Genomic DNA, 16,629 nt, shown 5'->3' on the forward strand with positions numbered 1-16,629 from the left:
TTTTATGTTTGTTAATATTCAAATCGCTCAGCTTTAGCACTTTATTCCGCATTACGCTTATACAGTGTTGTGCAACGTTTTATTTTATCTTTCAACAATTCGTTTGCTGGATTCAGCTCTAAGGCCTTTTCGTAAGCTATAATTGCATTCTTGAAGTCTTCCAACTGTTCAAGGTTTTGCCCTTTTATGTCGTATACTTCCCAATCTTCTGGTAATTCTTGTACCATAATGTCACTTAACTGAGTACTAATTTTATAATTACCCTTCCCAAAATGGAAACGCTCTAACCAGTAAGTGTCTAAGATATTATTTGGATATTCTTCACTTTTTAGCTTTTGATATTTGCCAGCTAAACTATCAATATTTCCCGCATCTATCTCTCCTGCCAATTCGTAAGCTATAGTGCGTTCAGGATGATTTAATTTGAATGCTGGATAAAGGATGTTAATTCCAATATCATCCACAACATTTACAGCGTTAGAAAGCACCACAACTCCAATACCTGTATTTTTATTGAAACCGATAAATGATATAAAACCACCCGTACCACCGTTATGTAATAGAATATTGGTGGTACTATCGGGTTGTAGAACAAACCATCCGCCCTGATAGAAAAGTTTATCCTTTCCAAGGTTTGGAACGCCTGTTTGAATAAGGTTTTGTAAAGAATCTGAGGAGAATAGTACGTTGTTTTGCTTTTGGTATTTTAAATAGTCTAAAAGGTCTTTAGTGTTACTAACTAAACCACCTGCATACCTGCTAGGTCCTGTAAAATGCCAATTACTGTTCGAAGTTCCGATATTGGTAGGCTTTGCAATATTCTGGTTTTTATCATTAGGTGCCGAAAGGAATGTGTTGTCCATCCCTATGTCTTCCAAAAGACCACCCATTAAGTTTTCATAAGATTTTCCAGAAGCCTTTTCAATAACTCGACCAAGTATTCCATATCCAAAATTAGAATAGCTCCAAATGTTGGAAGTATCAGGATTCAAATCTTGCAATTCTTCTTGTAAAATATCGTTAGAGTAACCGTTGAAAGGGTCTGACCAATTCTGTGGTGAAAATTGATTGGATAAACGAGGTACGCCAGCAATATGATTTTGTAACTCGTAAGGTGTAAGACTATCTAGTTTTAGGTTCTCAATTTCACCAAAAAAGACTGATAAAGGCTTATTCAAAGAGTCGTTCAAGTAGATATTTGCAAGCGTGGCAGTGAAGGTCTTTGTAACGGAGCCAATTTCATAAAGGGTTAAGCTATCTGGTTGCTTTTTACTGTTATTAAAGTGGCCGAAACCATAAAATTTGGTATTTCCATTAGGAAACAAAACACCAATGGAAATGCTCGGATTAATTTCAAGCTCTACGCGTCTCTTAATTTCATTTTCTAACTCTTCGGTGATTGTTTGCCCGAAAAGACTATTAGAAATTATAAGTAGCAAAAGGCAGTAAAGATATTTCATTGTTATTTCTCTAATGTTGCACAACTGGTGGCGTATAAAATAAGCCAGCGTAACATTGGTAAATTCGGCTTGTTTTATGCGCTGTTATATGCCGACTTAATTCAAATAAATATTAATCAAATTTAAATATTATGAAATACATAAAATCTGCAATTTCAGAAAGCGAAAATAAAATATTAGTAGAACTATCATTTGAAGAATTAAGAAAAATCAAAATAAGTAGTTTAGAAAAATCAAAACAATTTAAGCACCCTAAACTATCAACAGGATATTTAAGGCTTTCAGATGATTCAGAAAGCGTGATGAAAATTATGAGAAATAAATTCGATGATTACGCAAAAATGCAAGATTATGATAACGCAATCATTCCATAGCAGTTTGCATATAACGGTCTTGGCTATGATGTCGTTGCGGAATCATCCGTTAGGATTATTCCGCTTGAAAACGAAAATACACTTTTAACTGGAATTTTCCATAGAAAATTCCAAACCGCAATGCATTATAGCCGTTGTTGCATACTGGTACGACACGCACTGATTAGAACGAAACAATTTTCACGTATCAGATTTTTTTCGCTTTGCTATTTAATTCCGTCGAGTAGAGCAGAAGTTTTGCTATATAAATCTAAATCAAAAAAATTTGTTTTCAAGCTTGCTAAAATTCCACTGCGTTGCTTTTCCGCGTTTTGCTGTTCAATTTCAGATGGCTGCTCAATGCTCAACATTCGATAAAAGTCAAATTTTTTAGAATTTTGTTTATTCGTTCAGATTCAAAAACTAATTTTCGATCTAAACGTAAATTTCGAATTTTAAAAAGCAACTTTCAATTCATTTGAGATGATGCTAGATAAATTCAGATTCTCAACTGTCATTTATCCGACCCGAGTTTTTTCCGAGTACTTGTATGCAACGTTCTTGGCTATGATGTCGTTGCGGAAAAATCCGCAGGATTCTTTCCGCCGTAGCCGAAAGATAACAAAATTGCGTTGAATTCCGATAAGGAATTCAGCCGCAATGAATTATAGCCGGTGTTGTGGTGCGTTTTCACTTCCAATTTTATTTTAATATTCACTTAAATATAATTTCTAGTTAAAAACTTATTGAAGAGTTTCTTCTTCTGTATGTTCTTGAGGAAGTGGAGGAATAGGCATGACATTCCCGAATAGAATATTAAAGTTTGATTCCGTTTCAAGCTTGTCAAATTCATCTGTTAGTTTCATTAGAAATTCTTGAATACCGTCCAAGCCTTCATTTCGCTGAGATTCAATAATCACATAATATACGTTTGGATCATTAGTTTTATTAGATCTTTCGTAGTATGCGAGTTCATTTTTTAATAGATGATCCAGAGAGTCAGTTTTAATTTTTTTGTTAGAATGAAATTTGTTTGGCTTACCTTTTCTAAATGTTATGTAATGTTTCCTTTCTGTTTGATATGAGGCAGGATTACAGTTTTCAACTGGGTATATATTTTTTACAATTCTTTTCTTTTGTATAACAATTTTCGGGATACTATCATTACAAACTATTTCATTTATCCTGTCAACAAAGTTTCCGAAGTTATTAAATTCTGATAGCTTCAAACTTACATTTAGATTATAAGGTTCAGTTTTTAAATACCCATAATTTTTCACAGTCTTATTTTCTTTCTTACAACCTGTTAGAAGAAGGACTAATATTAAGTATTTGAAGATATTTAGTTTCATCGCAATTTTAATGCACCACAACGGTCTCGTATATCGCTTCGTTGCGGGCAAATTAGCGATTATTTTTCAATTTTGGTTTTTAACTTCTAGAAAATCCCAAAACTCCGATTTCAGCCGAAAATCCGCAATGAGCGATATGCAGTGTTGCCACCAGTTTTTAATTATGTATCTTTTTTACTTTTAATTCCAAATAAATACCCAATTATGGTACCTAAAATCCCAAAAGCTGCGGTTAAACTCGTTTGGGGAATATCACTCAAAACAAGAATAGATGCTAGACTTGCAACTAAAGTTATTCCAAAAATTTTGAGATTGTATACTCCTATTCCTTTATTCATTTTAGTAAATAAAAGAATGAATGAAATTAATATGATACCAGCTAATATGTAAATAGTTATATTTTTCATTTGTTTGCATGTTTTCTAGTCCATTTTATTAAATAAATCAAATAGTGTATAAATAAAATTACACCAAAAGCTATCGGTAAAACAATTATTGCTTCTTCAAATGCTTCTGAAAATAACTCGATAACGACTTCTTTTTTCACATCACCGTAATCCTTGTCAGAAACCGAATAAGAACCATATCCGTTACCATGTCTTGTATATTTAAATTCAGAAGGAATATAACCTAAAGCTTCTCTAGCATCTGACCAATAAATTTTATCAATTTCAAACATATAGGAAAAGCCTTTGTTATAAATTGAAAAAAATAAAAATGCTATCAAAGCAATTATTAATGAGTATTTCAAAAGTCCAAAAATCTTAACAAATTCTGTAGCTATTATAGCTTTTGATAATGATTTAACTTCCGATTTATTATTTACAATTTTGTTTTCATAATTAGGTGGTTCAGTTTTAAATTCCTTTAAATCTTCATAAGCTTTCCAATCACTCATACCTTCACACCATATTGGTGTTTTGTTGTTCAATTCCATTTCATTAATCTCTTTTTTTGATAATGGACCTTTCTTTTTGTCATTCAAAATAATGAAGTATTCTTTCATTCTAAGCTGTTTTATTTGGGTTTTAAATTGGTGGCAACGTTCTAGTATAACCGTCAGTTACGGGTTAAAGTACGCAAATTTTTCGGTTTAGCACTAACGTTAGCAATTCCGAGTGGATTCGGACGTAGTCGAATCCGCCGTAATTGCGGTTATACATTGTTACCACACGTTTTTTTAACATTGATAAAATCCGATTTCAATTGATATTAGATTTTGGTCAGTCAGATTTTCAACGACCAAAGTCATATCGCAATAAAGTTCGCTTTTAAAATTCAAATAGTATTGATTTTCAGATTTTTCAATTTCATAATCTTTGTCATTCAATGTCTTTTTTATTAATTCATAGTCCGATTTATGAAACAATTTTTCGGCTATCCATAATGCTTTTTTAAATATTCCATTTTCGTCATTAAAATTCAGTTCCGATTTGTTTAGAAGCAAATTTCCATAAAATGAAAAGTGGACACAACCACCACGAGTTACGATTAATGTATTTCCGTTGTCAAGTTTTATTGTAGCCTTTTTTTTCTCATTATCCCAAACGTAATTTGAAAATTCAGGGATTTCTTTGAGAAAATCATCCGTTTGAGTATTTAAGTCAAAAACACAATCATCTTCGCTAAATTCAGATTCAGATTCAGATTCAGATTCAGTTTCTTTTTCTGTTAGATCTGCATTTTCTTGTTTAGGAATCTTTATGTCATTTTTCACTCCTTTTGCAAAGTCAAACATTTCAATTCCGAAATAAGTAATTCCGATAATTAAAACTGTAATTATTGTTATTATAACTCCTTTTTTCATTGTTTGACTCAAATGTGTGGTAACGGTCTCGGGTATGCGTAGTGCGGATTTCGATGCACTTATCTTTCAGTTTTCCGTTGGTTTTGTTTTATGTTCATAATTTCGATTTAGTACTTCAGCCCGCATTACGTATACCCATTGTTGTGTGCTGCCTTCATTCTTCTGAAATTAGCATCTTCAGGAAAAAAATCATAAAATTCTGTATTCTCTATTTTTTGTTCAGATTCATTAAACTCCATTCCAAAATGGAAAAGTATCCAATCGTCAAATATTGGTCGCCCGTCCTTGTCAAATGAATTAGGATAAAAGTCTTTCTTTTCGTCTACATTACTCAGATACTTGCTTAATCTATCTAAATCTTTCTCCGGTTCAAAAACCATTTTTACTTTGACGTTTACGTGAACGATTACTTTTATAATTCCGCTTTCATTTTCTTTATGGGCGTAATATTCTTCAATTTCTAAATTTTGGACTTCAAATTCTTCTAGTTTGAAATTTCTTCTTGAATGATAATAATATCTGCTTATATGACTCGGAATTGAGTTCTTCTCTCTTTTTAATTCTTTTTTTATAGTTGAAATGGGAATAGATTTGAGTATTAATTCCTTATTTAAGTTCTCTGACTTGAAGCCATAAACACTTAGAAAACTTGCAATTGAATCGAAAATCTTTAAATTTTCAATTTTTCTTTTAATTCTAATTTTTTCAAAAAACTTGTTTTCCTTAAAGATTTTGTCATTTGAAATAAGTACAACTTGTTCATCAGAGTATTTTTCACCGATTTCCAATGTATTTGTCCATATGATAAAATCTCTTGTGTTGTCTTTTTTAATCTCCTGTTTGTTTTCTATCAGAAAGTCCAACAATTCGTTTTCAGGTAAGAATGGTGTCAAGAAAGGTTTTAGTCGGTTTTCAGTTAATTTGTTTTTAATAAACTCTATTTGGTCTTCAGCGTATTTTTTCAAGTTTGGCTTTTTCGCTTTACCAAACTTTTCAAGTTTTAATAATTTTGAATATGCTTGTTCGACTTCATTGATATTTTTTTGAATAATTTCTCTTTCATAATAATCTAAATATTCAAGTAAAACTGCATTAGGTACAATTATTTCTGAGGCAGAGGAATAGCAATAATCTTGTAAACTGATGTAATCAATCTTATCAAAAAAATTGGGTCCTAATCCACGAAGGATATTTGTATCTAAAATTATTACGTTAATCATTTTTCAGGTTGCACACAACGGTCTCGGCTATGAACAGTTGCGTGGGTTAGCACGGACTTTTGCAAGTACACGAAAAGCTGAAAATTCAGCAGGAATTTTCAGGATAAGCCTGTAATAGCAATTGTTTATAGCCATTGTTGTGCAACGTTTTTTTATTTTCTGTTATCTATTACAACTCTAAATTTAGTTGCTCGTTCTATTTCATTACCATTCGGTTCAATCTGCAAAATATATGTTCCAGCCAAATAATCAACTCCATTTTCTGGAATGTCTTTAATTTCGAGTTTGTCGGTTTTAATTACATTATCAATTTCATTTCTGTCCAAACTTATTGATTGCCCGTTGATTTTATATTTTCCATAGATGTATTCACTAAATCCGATTGCGTGATTATCGAAAATATAAGTTCCGTCTGTTTTAAAGTCGATACTCGTTCCGTTAAAATCTCCGTCATAATATGCCCGAACCAAAGTCGGTTTTTTAAATTCAGAGTTGTTTTTCCAATTCAGTCCGATAATCAGTCCGATGAATAAAATTCCTATTATTGGTCCAATTAGGAATTGGTTGTTTTTGGTCAACTTATATTTTTTAATGTCTTTTGTGGTAGACCAAATCCAATATGTAATTCCAATGAGTGCAATTCCGCCAAATATTATGCCGTCAAACATAAAACTCGAAAATTTGAATTGATAAATTCGATAAGTTAGGAATAGTCCAATTCCTAAAATTACAATCAATCGTATTATCTGTTTTTTGTCTTTCACGCGATTTTTCTCAAATGTTGCACAACTGGTGGCGTATAAAATAAGCCAGCGCAACACTGGTTAATTCGGCTTGTTTTATGCGCTGTTGGCTAACGTTTTTTCAATTCAAATAATAAATCTTAAATTAAATTTTATGTGCAAATCAAATAAATATGAATTTTATAAATTCAAAAAAAGATTAAATCAAATTAATTCAGATGACGAAAACTTAATTATATGTTTTCCTGAAATTCAAATAAACAAAGATCAAATAGAAATTCTTTTGTCTAAGTTTTATGATTGGAATAAAAAAGATATGATTGAATATTTTAAAGGTAAAATTCATAAATCAATTTTAATTAGCAGTTCAATTTGCACCAGTAGCGAAGATCAACCAGATTTTCAATATTTATTCGATTTAGGAATACAAGCATTAAACGAAGGGCATTTATTAAAAAAAAATAATTCAGACTAAATGTTTGCCAACGGTCTTGGCTATGATGTCGTTGCGGAATCATCCGCTAGGATTATTCCGCTTGGAAACGAAAATACACTTTAAACTGGAATTTTCCATAGAAAATTCCAAACCGCAATGCATTATAGCCGTTGTTGCATACTGGTACGACACGCACTGATTGGAACGAAACAATTTTCACTTTTCCGTTTTTTTCGCTCTGCTATTAAATTCCGTCGAGTAGAGTAGAAGTTTTGCTATATAAATCTATATAAAAAATGTTTTCAAGAGTGAATTCATCTGTTTTCAAGCTTGCTAAAATTCCGCTGCTTTACTTTTCCGCGTTTTGCTATTCAAATACAGATAACTGCTCAGTGCTCAACAATTCGATTAAAGTCAAATTTTTCAGAATTCTGTTTTATTCGTTCAGATTCAAAAACCAATTTTCGTTTGAAACAGAAATTTCGATTTTAAAAACAGTTTTCAATTCATCTGAAGTGATGCTTGGTAAATTCAGATTTCCAACTGTCATTTATCCGACCCGAGTTTTTTCCGAGTACTTGTATGCAACGGTCTTGGCTATGATGTCGTTGCGGAATCATCCGTTAGGATTATTCCGCTTGGAAACGAAATTACACTTTTAACTGGAATTTTCAACAGAAAATTCCAAACCGCAATGCATTATAGCTGTTGTTGCATACTGGTACGACACGCACTGATTAGAACGAAACAATTTTCACGTTTCCTTTTTTTTCGCTCTGCTATTAAATTCCGTCGAGTAGAGCAGAAGTTATTTTATATTAATCTGGATTTAAAAAACTGTTTTCAAGAGTGAATTCATCTGTTTTCAAGCTTGCTAAAATTTCACTGCGTTGCTTTTCCGCGTTTTGCTGTTCAATTTTAGATGGCTGCTCAATGCTAAACATTCGATAAAAGTCAAATTTTTTAGAATTTTGTTTATTAGTTCAGATTCAAAAACTAATTTTCGTTTGAAACGGAATTTTCGAATTTTAAAAAGCAGTTTTCGATTCATTTGAGATGATGCTAGATAAATTCAGATTCTCAACTATCATTTATCCGACCCGAGTTTTTTCCGAGTACTTGTATGCAACTCGTTATATAAATTCAAATATACACTTTTATTTGTTCTTGTTCCGGGATAACAGCGTATGCGTGTCACGTTTATCAAGTTGATTGTATTTATGAATGGCTTGATCTAAAGGATTGGTAATTTCACTTAACTTACGCTCACTTACATGGGTGTAAATCATCGTCGTTTCTGGCCTTGAATGTCCTAATAATTCTTGTATGTATCTAACATCTACGCCGTTTTCTAGTAAGTGCGTGGCAAAACTGTGTCTTAGCGTATGAGGCGTTACTCGTTTTTTTATGCCTGCCGCCTTGCAACTTCGTCGCAAAAATTGCCTTATAGAACTAGCACTGTATGCCTTACCCGACTCATCTCCTTCAAATAAATATAATTTAGGTTTATAAGTTTGTGCATAATTAATTAACATCGGCTTTATGCGTTCTCCTAAATCACACACTCGATCTTTTCGGCCTTTACCACTTCTAATATGTATGGTGTTTCGCTCTAAATCTAAATCACTAATGTGTAAATTAATTAATTCGCCTATGCGTAAGCCTGAAGAATAAATTAAACCAATAATAGCACGATGTTTTAAGTTTCGTGTAACTCTAATTAGTTCAACCACTTCAGTAGCCGATAGTACAACTGGTAATTTTTTGTCTTTTTTAGGTAAATGTAATTCAGAAGCGTCAAAAGTCATCCCTAAATTAAGCTGACTAAAATGCTTAAAGGCACTTATGCATTGCCGATGAGAGCTGACACTATAGCCACCTTTAGCAATTACTTCTTCCATAAAAACTTCAATAGATCTTCTATTGATACGGTCTAAACTTTTACTGGCATAATAACTTAAAAAACGCTGAATAAAATTAGTGTACGTATGCACGGTCGATTCACTCTTACGATGACCAATTAAGTAATTTTTAAAAGCAGTATAAGCGGCTTGATGTGATTGAGGTAAAGTTTCAAACTTCAATAAAGCATGCTTTACAGGCACTTTTTTGGGCATAGCCGAATAGTCTACATAACACTTTATTGAGCGTAATTGTAAATATAATTGCTGTTTGGCTTTGGTTGTATTTTGAATATAAAAACACCGATGGGTTTGCGTCCAACGGGCACCAACTTTTTTTATAGTCGCCTTAATTAATTCGTCAAATGTAAAATGAATAGCTACACAATCTTTACCGCGATGTCTTAAAGGTTTTAATATCACTTGTTTATCCATGCCACAACAGTTTATTTTTTTGTTTTAATAAGTGGGGAAAAACTTAAGCTTAGTTAAAATTAATCACGGCTTCGCCATGGTGAGTCCCATTTTTGAAAACCGAAAATAAGAATCATTTAAATATATGACTAATTTATAAATAAATAACAATTATACAAGTTTTATTTTGTAAAAATTGAAGCAGATTATAGGCTAAAGCAATTTAAATGTTCTCTGTTTTAAAAATAATCATATCAAATAAAAAATGTGAATTAGCATAATTTTGCGTTCACTTAGCATAAATATTTTGTTTGATAGCCAATGTCTAGTAATTTAATGTACATTAAAAGTATAAATAATGTACATTAAATAAAAAAATAATGTACATAAAACTAAAAAGTTATGTACATTAAATGCAAAAATAATGTACATTAAATTATATATTAAAGTACATTATATTAAAAAGTATTGTACACTAAAATATAAAATGACTATTATAAAATGATAAATTAATCATAAGTATCAAAATATTTAGTAATGATCTTATGTGAATTTAATAAAATTGAAAATCATTAAATCTTAATTAACCTTAAATAAGTTGATGTTTTGGAAGTTGTTGATGAACTGAATTAACTTCTTATTTCAGATAAATAATTTTAGATCATAGTTGAAGTTTTATTCGAAGCTGTAATTGATAGGTTATAGTAGTTTTTTATCAACTATTATATTAATGGTTAATGATGGTAACAGATTACTCAAGAGTGTATAAAAAAAAGCCCTACATTTCTGCAAGGCTTTGATTTACAAGTGATCGCGACAGGATTCGAACCTGTGACCGTCTGCTTAGAAGGCAGATGCTCTATCCAGCTGAGCTACGCGACCTTATTTCTGGCCAGACTAGGATTTTTATTCCTATCTACTGGTATTTAGTTTTCAATATGTCATGGTCTGCTTAGAAGGTATCCCGAAATTTCGGGACAGCTGAACTACGCGACCTTATTTTTGACCAGGCTAGGGTTTTATCCCTACTTACTGGTGTTTTGTTTTGCGGATGCAAATATAAAACATTTATCAGCTCTCACAACTTTTTAAACTAATAAACGCATAAAAAAAAGCGCTCGGTTAAGAGCGCTTTAAAAATACAACTAATTAATTTTAGTCTAAGTTTTTCATACCTTCTTCAATCATACCAAAAAACTGGTCTAATTTCGGTAAAACAACAATACGAGTTCTACGGTTTTTAGCACGGCCAGACTTTGTATCGTTATCAGCCACTGGTATGTATTCACTGCGTCCAGCAGCTATCATTCTTGATGGGTCTACATTATATTCATTTTGTAAAACACGCACAACGGCAGTTGCTCGTTTTGTACTTAAATCCCAATTATCTTCAAAACACTCTCTAGAAATTGGTACATTATCGGTATGTCCTTCAACCATAAATTCAAAGTCTTTTTTATCATTAACGACTTTGGCAACCTTACCTAAAACACGTTTAGCCTCTTCAGTTATCTTGTAACTACCGCTGCCAAATAATAATTTATCTGAAATGGAAACAAATACAACACCTTTTTCTACACTAATTTCAATATCATTATCGTTTACATCATCTAAAGCACCTTTTAAACTTGTAACAAGTGCTAGTGTAACACTATCTTTTTTGTTAATAGCATCGCGCATAGTTTTAATTTGTAGATCTTTTTCTTGAAGGCTTTCTAAAGAACGTTCAAGATTTTCAGCGCCTTTTTTAGAAATAGTTGCTAAATCGCCTTGGCTATTTAGTAGTGCAGCATTGGTATTTTTTAAAGTCTCTATTTGAGATTTATAATTTGCTACCAAATCACGATTTTTATCTTCGCAAGCACTTAAAGCCATTTCGGCAGATTTTAAATCATTTTCTACTTTAGAATAATCTTCTTCTAAGGCTGCAAATTTCTTTTTAGATACGCATGAGCTGGTTAATAGCAACACGCCTAATCCCAATCCAATTACTTTTTTCATCACGTTTTCAATTTAATTTTAAACAAAAATAAGTTTTATCTAATGCTAATAATAAGTCTTAACACTTTTTTGAAGTCAATTCTTCAAAGTTTGAAATTTTACAGAAAAATTTATGCCAAACTATACTTTTAACTTTAAAATATTGTTCTGAAGAAAAAACTTCACGTCGTTTGTGCTTTATGTTAGAATATAGTTTAAAAAAGCTGATATAAGCCTCTACAACTGCAAAGGCGTGTTTTAGTTGAAGTTTAAAGAGAAAATAGATTACAGCTAAACTATCAATTAAAATCCTTAAAATAATAAGTCTTGTTATCCTTTTAGGGGTGTTTTTAATGATATTAAATAAAGAGTTTCTAAAGTTTAAAAATGTTTTTTTGGGGTTTTGTGCGTTTAAACTACCGCCACCTAAATGATAAACCTGGCTATTAGCAGTATACATAATTTTGTAGCCAAAATTTTTAAATCGCCAACAAAGGTCTATTTCTTCTTGGTGGGCAAAATAGTCTTCATCAAAACCGCCAAGATTCATAAAAATTTCGCGCTTTACAGCAAAACAAGCGCCACTAGCCCAAAAAATCTCAATTGTGTCATTATATTGGCCTTTATCTTTTTCAAGTTCGTTAAATAACCTGCCTCGACAAAATGGGTAGCCTAATTGGTCTATAAAACCGCCTGCTGCGCCTGCATATTCAAAATAATCAGGTTTGTTTAAATCTTTTAACTTGGGCTGTACCGCGGCAACCTTAGCCTGTGTTTGTAATAATTTAATTAATGGTGGTATCCAGTTTTTGGTAACTTCTACATCATTGTTTAATAAAATAAGGTAGTCTTCTTTTATTAATTTTAGTCCTTCATTATAGCCACCCGCAAAACCAAAGTTATGTTTGTTTTTAATAATATTTACTTCAGGGTAATTTTCTTTTAAAAATAATATAGAATCATCGGTAGAGGCATTATCAATGACATATATAGAAGCTTCTTTACTATATTTAGTAAGGCTTGGCAAAAAACGTTGTAGCAAATTCTTACCATTCCAATTTAAAATAGCAACTGCAGTTTGTGGCAAATTAGCGTTCATAAGCCGGTAAGTCTTTTAAAAAAATATAAGCTTGATTTTGGTAATCTATTTGGCAATAATAATGAGAAATTCCGTTGGTTACCCATAAATAGGTAGCATTTAATTTTAAGTTGTACTGCGCAATTTGGTCAAAGGTTTGTTGGGTAATTTTAACATTTGGGGCTTTACACTCAACAAGTAATTCAATCGAGCCTGATTTGTTAAAGCCAACTACATCATAACGTTTTTTAATGTCATTAAGTTTCACCAGCTTTTCTTCGTTTAATAGGTGAGGTGAGTAGTGTTTTTCATTCACTAAATACTCAACACAATGTTGCCTTACCCATTCTTCGGGCGTTAATAGAAGATATTTTTTACGTAGTCTAGAAAAAATAAACGTTTTATTTTCACTACTTTTGAGCTTAAATTGAAACTTATTGAAGTTGAGTTTTTGCATAGCACCAAAAGTACTAAAATATACTTAAGCAACCCGAATGAAGCAAGCACAAGCCTTGATAAATAGCATTAAAAAGCGCGAATTTAAGCCGGTTTATTTTCTGGTGGGTGAGCGTGAGACTTATTTTGTAGATTTAATTGCAAATGCTTTAGAGCAACATGTACTTACCGAAGATGAAAAGGCCTTTAACCAAAACATTGTTTATGGTAAAGATGTTTCTATAGATGAAGTAATTAGCTTAGCTAAACGATTCCCGATGATGGCTGAATATCAACTTATTATTGTAAGGGAAGCGCAAAGCCTTTCTAAACAACTCGCACAGTTAGAAGCTTACTTAGAGCAGCCTCAAGAAACAAGTATTTTAGTATTTTGTTACAAATACAAAAAACCTGATGCGCGTAAAAAGGTGGTTAAACTACTAAAAAAACACCATGTATATTTTGATACACCAGCAATTTACGACAATCAAGTACCTGAATGGATTTCACAAACCATGACATCTGCGGGATATACAATAGATCATAAAGCGGCGGTTATGCTGGTAGAATTTTTGGGGGTTAAGCTTGCACATATTTCTAAAGAGTTAGAGAAATTGATGTTGCTCATTCCTAAAGGTCAAAATATTACGCCAGAAATTATTGAAGATAATATAGGTATTAGTAAAGATTTTAACAACTTTGAGTTAACCAAGGCAATTGGTTTAAAGAATGAACCTAAGGCCTACCAAATTATCAATTACTTTGCTCAAAATCCAAAAAACAATCCATTAGTAGTCACTACTGGGCAGCTGTTTAGCTATTTTCAAAAAATTGCTAAATATCATGCACTTAAAGACAAGTCTAAAATGAGCGCAGCTAAAGCATTAGGTGTATCGCCTTATTTCGTGAGTGAATATGTCGCTGCTGCTCAAAAATATCCATTAAAAAAGGTAACACAAAATTTGCACCACATTAAACAAATAGATTTAATGGCAAAAGGTGTCGATAGTTACCAAACCTCACAAGGTGATTTACTGAAAGAGCTCATGGTAAAATTGATGCGTTAATTCTTCTTTAGGGCTTCTAGCTTTTTAGCAACTTCTTCGGCTTCAGCGGTTTTTTGGTCAGCAGCTTTTCGGTTTGTTTTAGATAAATCAAAAGCTTCTTTTTGAAGTTTCTTGTATTTATCTCTTAGTTTTTCCGCCTCTGATTTTTTCTTGAATAATCCAAACATAACTTTTTGTTTAAAGTAAAGCGATTTAAGTTAAGTTGAAGCCAAAATGACTTCAACTTTAACGCTAAATTAGGTTTGGTATAAAACTTAAAAGCTATCTAATAAAACTTCTAAAATTTCAATAGCAGCATCACTAATTCGGCTTCCAGGGCCAAATACTGCAACGGCACCAGCCTCAAATAAAAATTCATAATCGGCAGAAGGTATTACACCGCCAACAATTACCATGATATCTTCACGGCCGAGGGATTTTAATTCATTAATAACTTGCGGCACTAAGGTTTTATGGCCTGCGGCTAAAGATGAAACTCCTAAAACATGCACATCGTTTTCAACGGCTTGTTTGGCGGCTTCTTTTGGGGTTTGAAACAAAGGCCCAATATCTACATCAAAACCAACATCTGCATATCCTGTGGCTACTACCTTTGCACCACGGTCATGACCATCTTGCCCCATTTTAGCAATCATAATTCGAGGTCTACGACCTTCTTTTTCTGCAAATTCATTTGCCAAAGCTTTGGCTTTGCTAAACGAGCTATCTTCTTTCATTTCTTTGCTATAAACGCCACTAAACGATTGTATTTTTGCTTCATGTCTACCGTAAACCTTTTCTAAGGCTAAACTAATTTCACCTAATGTGGCTCTGACTTTGGCAGCTTTGACAGCACAAGTTAATAAATTTTCTTTACCATCTTTAGCTGCTTTGGTAAGTTGTTCTAAAGCTTGACGTACCTTTGTTTGGTCACGCTGTGCTTTTATAGTTTCAAGCTTTTGCAGTTGTTGATTTCTAACACTTTGGTTATCGACCTCTAAAGTAACTATAGGATCTTCTTTGGGTAATCTGTAGGCATTTACACCGATAATTTTATCACTTCCGCTATCTATTTTTGCTTGTTTTTTAGCAGCAGCTTGTTCTATGCGTAATTTTGGGATACCTGCTTCAATGGCTTTAGTCATTCCACCAAGTTCTTCAATTTCTTGAATATGTTCCCAAGCTTTGTGCGCAATATCATGGGTAAGCTTTTCTACATAATAACTGCCTGCCCAAGGATCTACTGTTTTGGTAATTTGGGTTTCTTCTTGCAAGTAAATTTGCGTATTACGAGCAATTCTAGCTGAAAAATCGGTTGGCAATGCAATAGCTTCGTCTAAGGCATTGGTATGTAAACTTTGGGTGCCACCAAAAGCTGCTGCAGTGGCTTCAATACAAGTTCTAGCTACATTGTTAAATGGGTCTTGTTCTGTTAAGGTGTAACCGCTTGTTTGGCAATGTGTCCTAAGTGCTAAAGATTTAGGGTTGTTGGGGTTAAATGGCTTAATTAGTTTTGCCCATAGCATTCGGGCTGCACGCATTTTAGCAATTTCCATAAAATGATTCATGCCAACGCCCCAGAAAAATGATAAGCGCGGTGCAAAACTGTCTATATCCATCCCAGCATCAAGTCCTTTTTTGATGTATTCTAGACCATCTGCTAAAGTGTAAGCCAATTCTATATCAGCGGTGGCGCCAGCTTCTTGCATATGATATCCTGAAATACTAATGCTATTAAACTTAGGCATAAATTGAGAAGTATATTCAAAAATATCTGATATGATTTTCATAGACGGTGTTGGTGGATAGATGTAGGTATTTCTCACCATAAATTCTTTCAAAATATCATTTTGAATGGTACCTGAAAGTTTAGATTGGTCAACACCAGATTCCTCGGCAGCTGCAATATAAAAAGCCATAATTGGCAAAACAGCGCCATTCATGGTCATAGATACAGACATCTTATCGAGCGGAATTTGGTTAAATAAAACTTTCATATCTTCAATAGAGTCGATTGCAACACCAGCTTTGCCTACATCTCCTACAACGCGTTCATGGTCAGAGTCATAACCGCGATGGGTTGGCAAATCAAATGCTACTGAAAGTCCCTTTTGTCCTGCAGCTAAATTTCTACGGTAAAATGCATTACTTTCTGCTGCTGTAGAAAAACCAGCGTACTGCCTAATTGTCCAAGGCCTACTTACATACATGGTCGAGTAAGGACCGCGTAAGTAAGGTGGAATTCCTGCGGCAAAGTTAAGGTGTTCAGTTTGGTCTAAATCACTTTTAAAGTAAGAGTTTTTTAGTTGAATACCTTCAGCAGTTTTTGCAGTTTTTTTACACTTGTTTTGACTTTTGTTTTCAAACTGAAGCTTTATATCTTGTATATTTTTTCTTTTCATAG

Annotated in this window: 16 protein-coding genes and 1 tRNA gene; 4 read left to right on the plus strand and 13 right to left on the minus strand. The window is 32.7% G+C overall.

The genetic code is table 11. The annotated features are described in order from the left end of the window. Positions 1–41: 41 nt before the first annotated feature. Positions 42–1,460, minus strand: a complete 1,419-nt coding sequence (locus IMZ30_RS09620) for a serine hydrolase (protein WP_207038095.1) — start codon at positions 1,458–1,460, stop codon at positions 42–44. Positions 1,461–1,591: 131 nt separating this feature from the next. Between IMZ30_RS09620 and IMZ30_RS09625 the strand changes: the two genes are divergently transcribed. After that, a complete protein-coding gene (locus IMZ30_RS09625) occupies positions 1,592–1,834 on the plus strand; it encodes a hypothetical protein (protein WP_207038096.1) in 243 nt (80 codons plus the stop codon). 722 nt (positions 1,835–2,556) lie between these two features. On the opposite strand, the gene IMZ30_RS09630 is transcribed toward IMZ30_RS09625, so the two are convergent. Continuing rightward, positions 2,557–3,165: a hypothetical protein gene (locus IMZ30_RS09630; RefSeq protein ID WP_207038097.1), complete on the minus strand. Its 609-nt coding sequence runs from the start codon at positions 3,163–3,165 to the stop codon at positions 2,557–2,559. A gap of 204 nt (positions 3,166–3,369) precedes the next feature. On the opposite strand from IMZ30_RS09630, the gene IMZ30_RS09635 reads away from it, so the two are divergent. Further along, a complete protein-coding gene (locus tag IMZ30_RS09635) occupies positions 3,370–3,555 on the plus strand; it encodes a hypothetical protein (RefSeq protein ID WP_207038098.1) in 186 nt (61 codons plus the stop codon). Positions 3,556–3,568: 13 nt separating this feature from the next. Here IMZ30_RS09635 and IMZ30_RS09640 read toward each other — a convergent pair whose 3' ends face one another. The 4 genes from IMZ30_RS09640 to IMZ30_RS09655 all read right to left on the minus strand — a co-directional run bounded on the left by IMZ30_RS09640 (position 3,569) and on the right by IMZ30_RS09655 (position 6,860). Continuing rightward, a complete protein-coding gene (locus tag IMZ30_RS09640; protein WP_207038099.1) occupies positions 3,569–4,171 on the minus strand; it encodes a DUF4339 domain-containing protein in 603 nt (200 codons plus the stop codon). Positions 4,172–4,345: 174 nt separating this feature from the next. Continuing rightward, positions 4,346–4,972, minus strand: coding sequence for a hypothetical protein (locus tag IMZ30_RS09645; protein WP_207038100.1), 627 nt, complete (start codon positions 4,970–4,972; stop codon positions 4,346–4,348). A 125-nt stretch (positions 4,973–5,097) separates the two neighbouring features. After that, positions 5,098–6,192, minus strand: a complete 1,095-nt coding sequence (locus tag IMZ30_RS09650) for a PIN domain-containing protein (protein ID WP_207038101.1) — start codon at positions 6,190–6,192, stop codon at positions 5,098–5,100. 152 nt (positions 6,193–6,344) lie between these two features. Then, positions 6,345–6,860, minus strand: coding sequence for a hypothetical protein (locus IMZ30_RS09655; protein ID WP_207038102.1), 516 nt, complete (start codon positions 6,858–6,860; stop codon positions 6,345–6,347). A 229-nt stretch (positions 6,861–7,089) separates the two neighbouring features. Here IMZ30_RS09655 and IMZ30_RS09660 point away from each other — a divergent pair, with 229 nt between their 5' ends. Then, on the plus strand, positions 7,090–7,410 hold the full coding sequence (locus IMZ30_RS09660) for a hypothetical protein (RefSeq protein ID WP_207038103.1): 321 nt from the start codon (positions 7,090–7,092) through the stop codon (positions 7,408–7,410). Positions 7,411–8,528: 1,118 nt separating this feature from the next. Here IMZ30_RS09660 and xerA read toward each other — a convergent pair. The 5 genes from xerA to IMZ30_RS09685 all read right to left on the minus strand — a co-directional run bounded on the left by xerA (position 8,529) and on the right by IMZ30_RS09685 (position 13,201). Beyond that, complete coding sequence (xerA, locus tag IMZ30_RS09665) at positions 8,529–9,707, minus strand: site-specific tyrosine recombinase/integron integrase (protein WP_207038104.1); 1,179 nt, start codon at positions 9,705–9,707, stop codon at positions 8,529–8,531. Positions 9,708–10,494: 787 nt separating this feature from the next. After that, positions 10,495–10,568, minus strand: a tRNA-Arg gene (locus tag IMZ30_RS09670). 273 nt (positions 10,569–10,841) lie between these two features. Continuing rightward, complete coding sequence (locus IMZ30_RS09675; RefSeq protein ID WP_207038105.1) at positions 10,842–11,687, minus strand: flagellar motor protein MotB; 846 nt, start codon at positions 11,685–11,687, stop codon at positions 10,842–10,844. Positions 11,688–11,745: 58 nt separating this feature from the next. After that, positions 11,746–12,765, minus strand: coding sequence for a glycosyltransferase family 2 protein (locus tag IMZ30_RS09680; protein WP_207038106.1), 1,020 nt, complete (start codon positions 12,763–12,765; stop codon positions 11,746–11,748). After that, positions 12,755–13,201, minus strand: coding sequence for a type I restriction enzyme HsdR N-terminal domain-containing protein (locus tag IMZ30_RS09685; protein WP_207038107.1), 447 nt, complete (start codon positions 13,199–13,201; stop codon positions 12,755–12,757). The genes IMZ30_RS09680 and IMZ30_RS09685 overlap by 11 nt, the downstream gene beginning before the upstream one ends. A 37-nt stretch (positions 13,202–13,238) precedes the next feature. On the opposite strand from IMZ30_RS09685, the gene holA reads away from it, so the two are divergent. Continuing rightward, positions 13,239–14,246, plus strand: a complete 1,008-nt coding sequence (gene holA, locus IMZ30_RS09690) for a DNA polymerase III subunit delta (protein WP_207038108.1) — start codon at positions 13,239–13,241, stop codon at positions 14,244–14,246. Here the strand turns inward: holA and IMZ30_RS09695 are convergent. Both IMZ30_RS09695 and scpA read right to left on the minus strand, forming a co-directional pair. Continuing rightward, entirely contained in the window at positions 14,243–14,413 is a 171-nt protein-coding gene (locus IMZ30_RS09695) for a Lacal_2735 family protein (protein WP_207038109.1), read from the minus strand. The genes holA and IMZ30_RS09695 overlap by 4 nt on opposite strands. A gap of 87 nt (positions 14,414–14,500) precedes the next feature. After that, on the minus strand, positions 14,501–16,627 hold the full coding sequence (gene scpA, locus IMZ30_RS09700; protein ID WP_207038110.1) for a methylmalonyl-CoA mutase: 2,127 nt from the start codon (positions 16,625–16,627) through the stop codon (positions 14,501–14,503). Between the last annotated feature and the right edge of the window lie 2 nt (positions 16,628–16,629).

It is taken from the genome of Psychroflexus sp. ALD_RP9, assembly GCF_017311165.1.
Lineage (GTDB): Bacteria > Bacteroidota > Bacteroidia > Flavobacteriales > Flavobacteriaceae > Psychroflexus.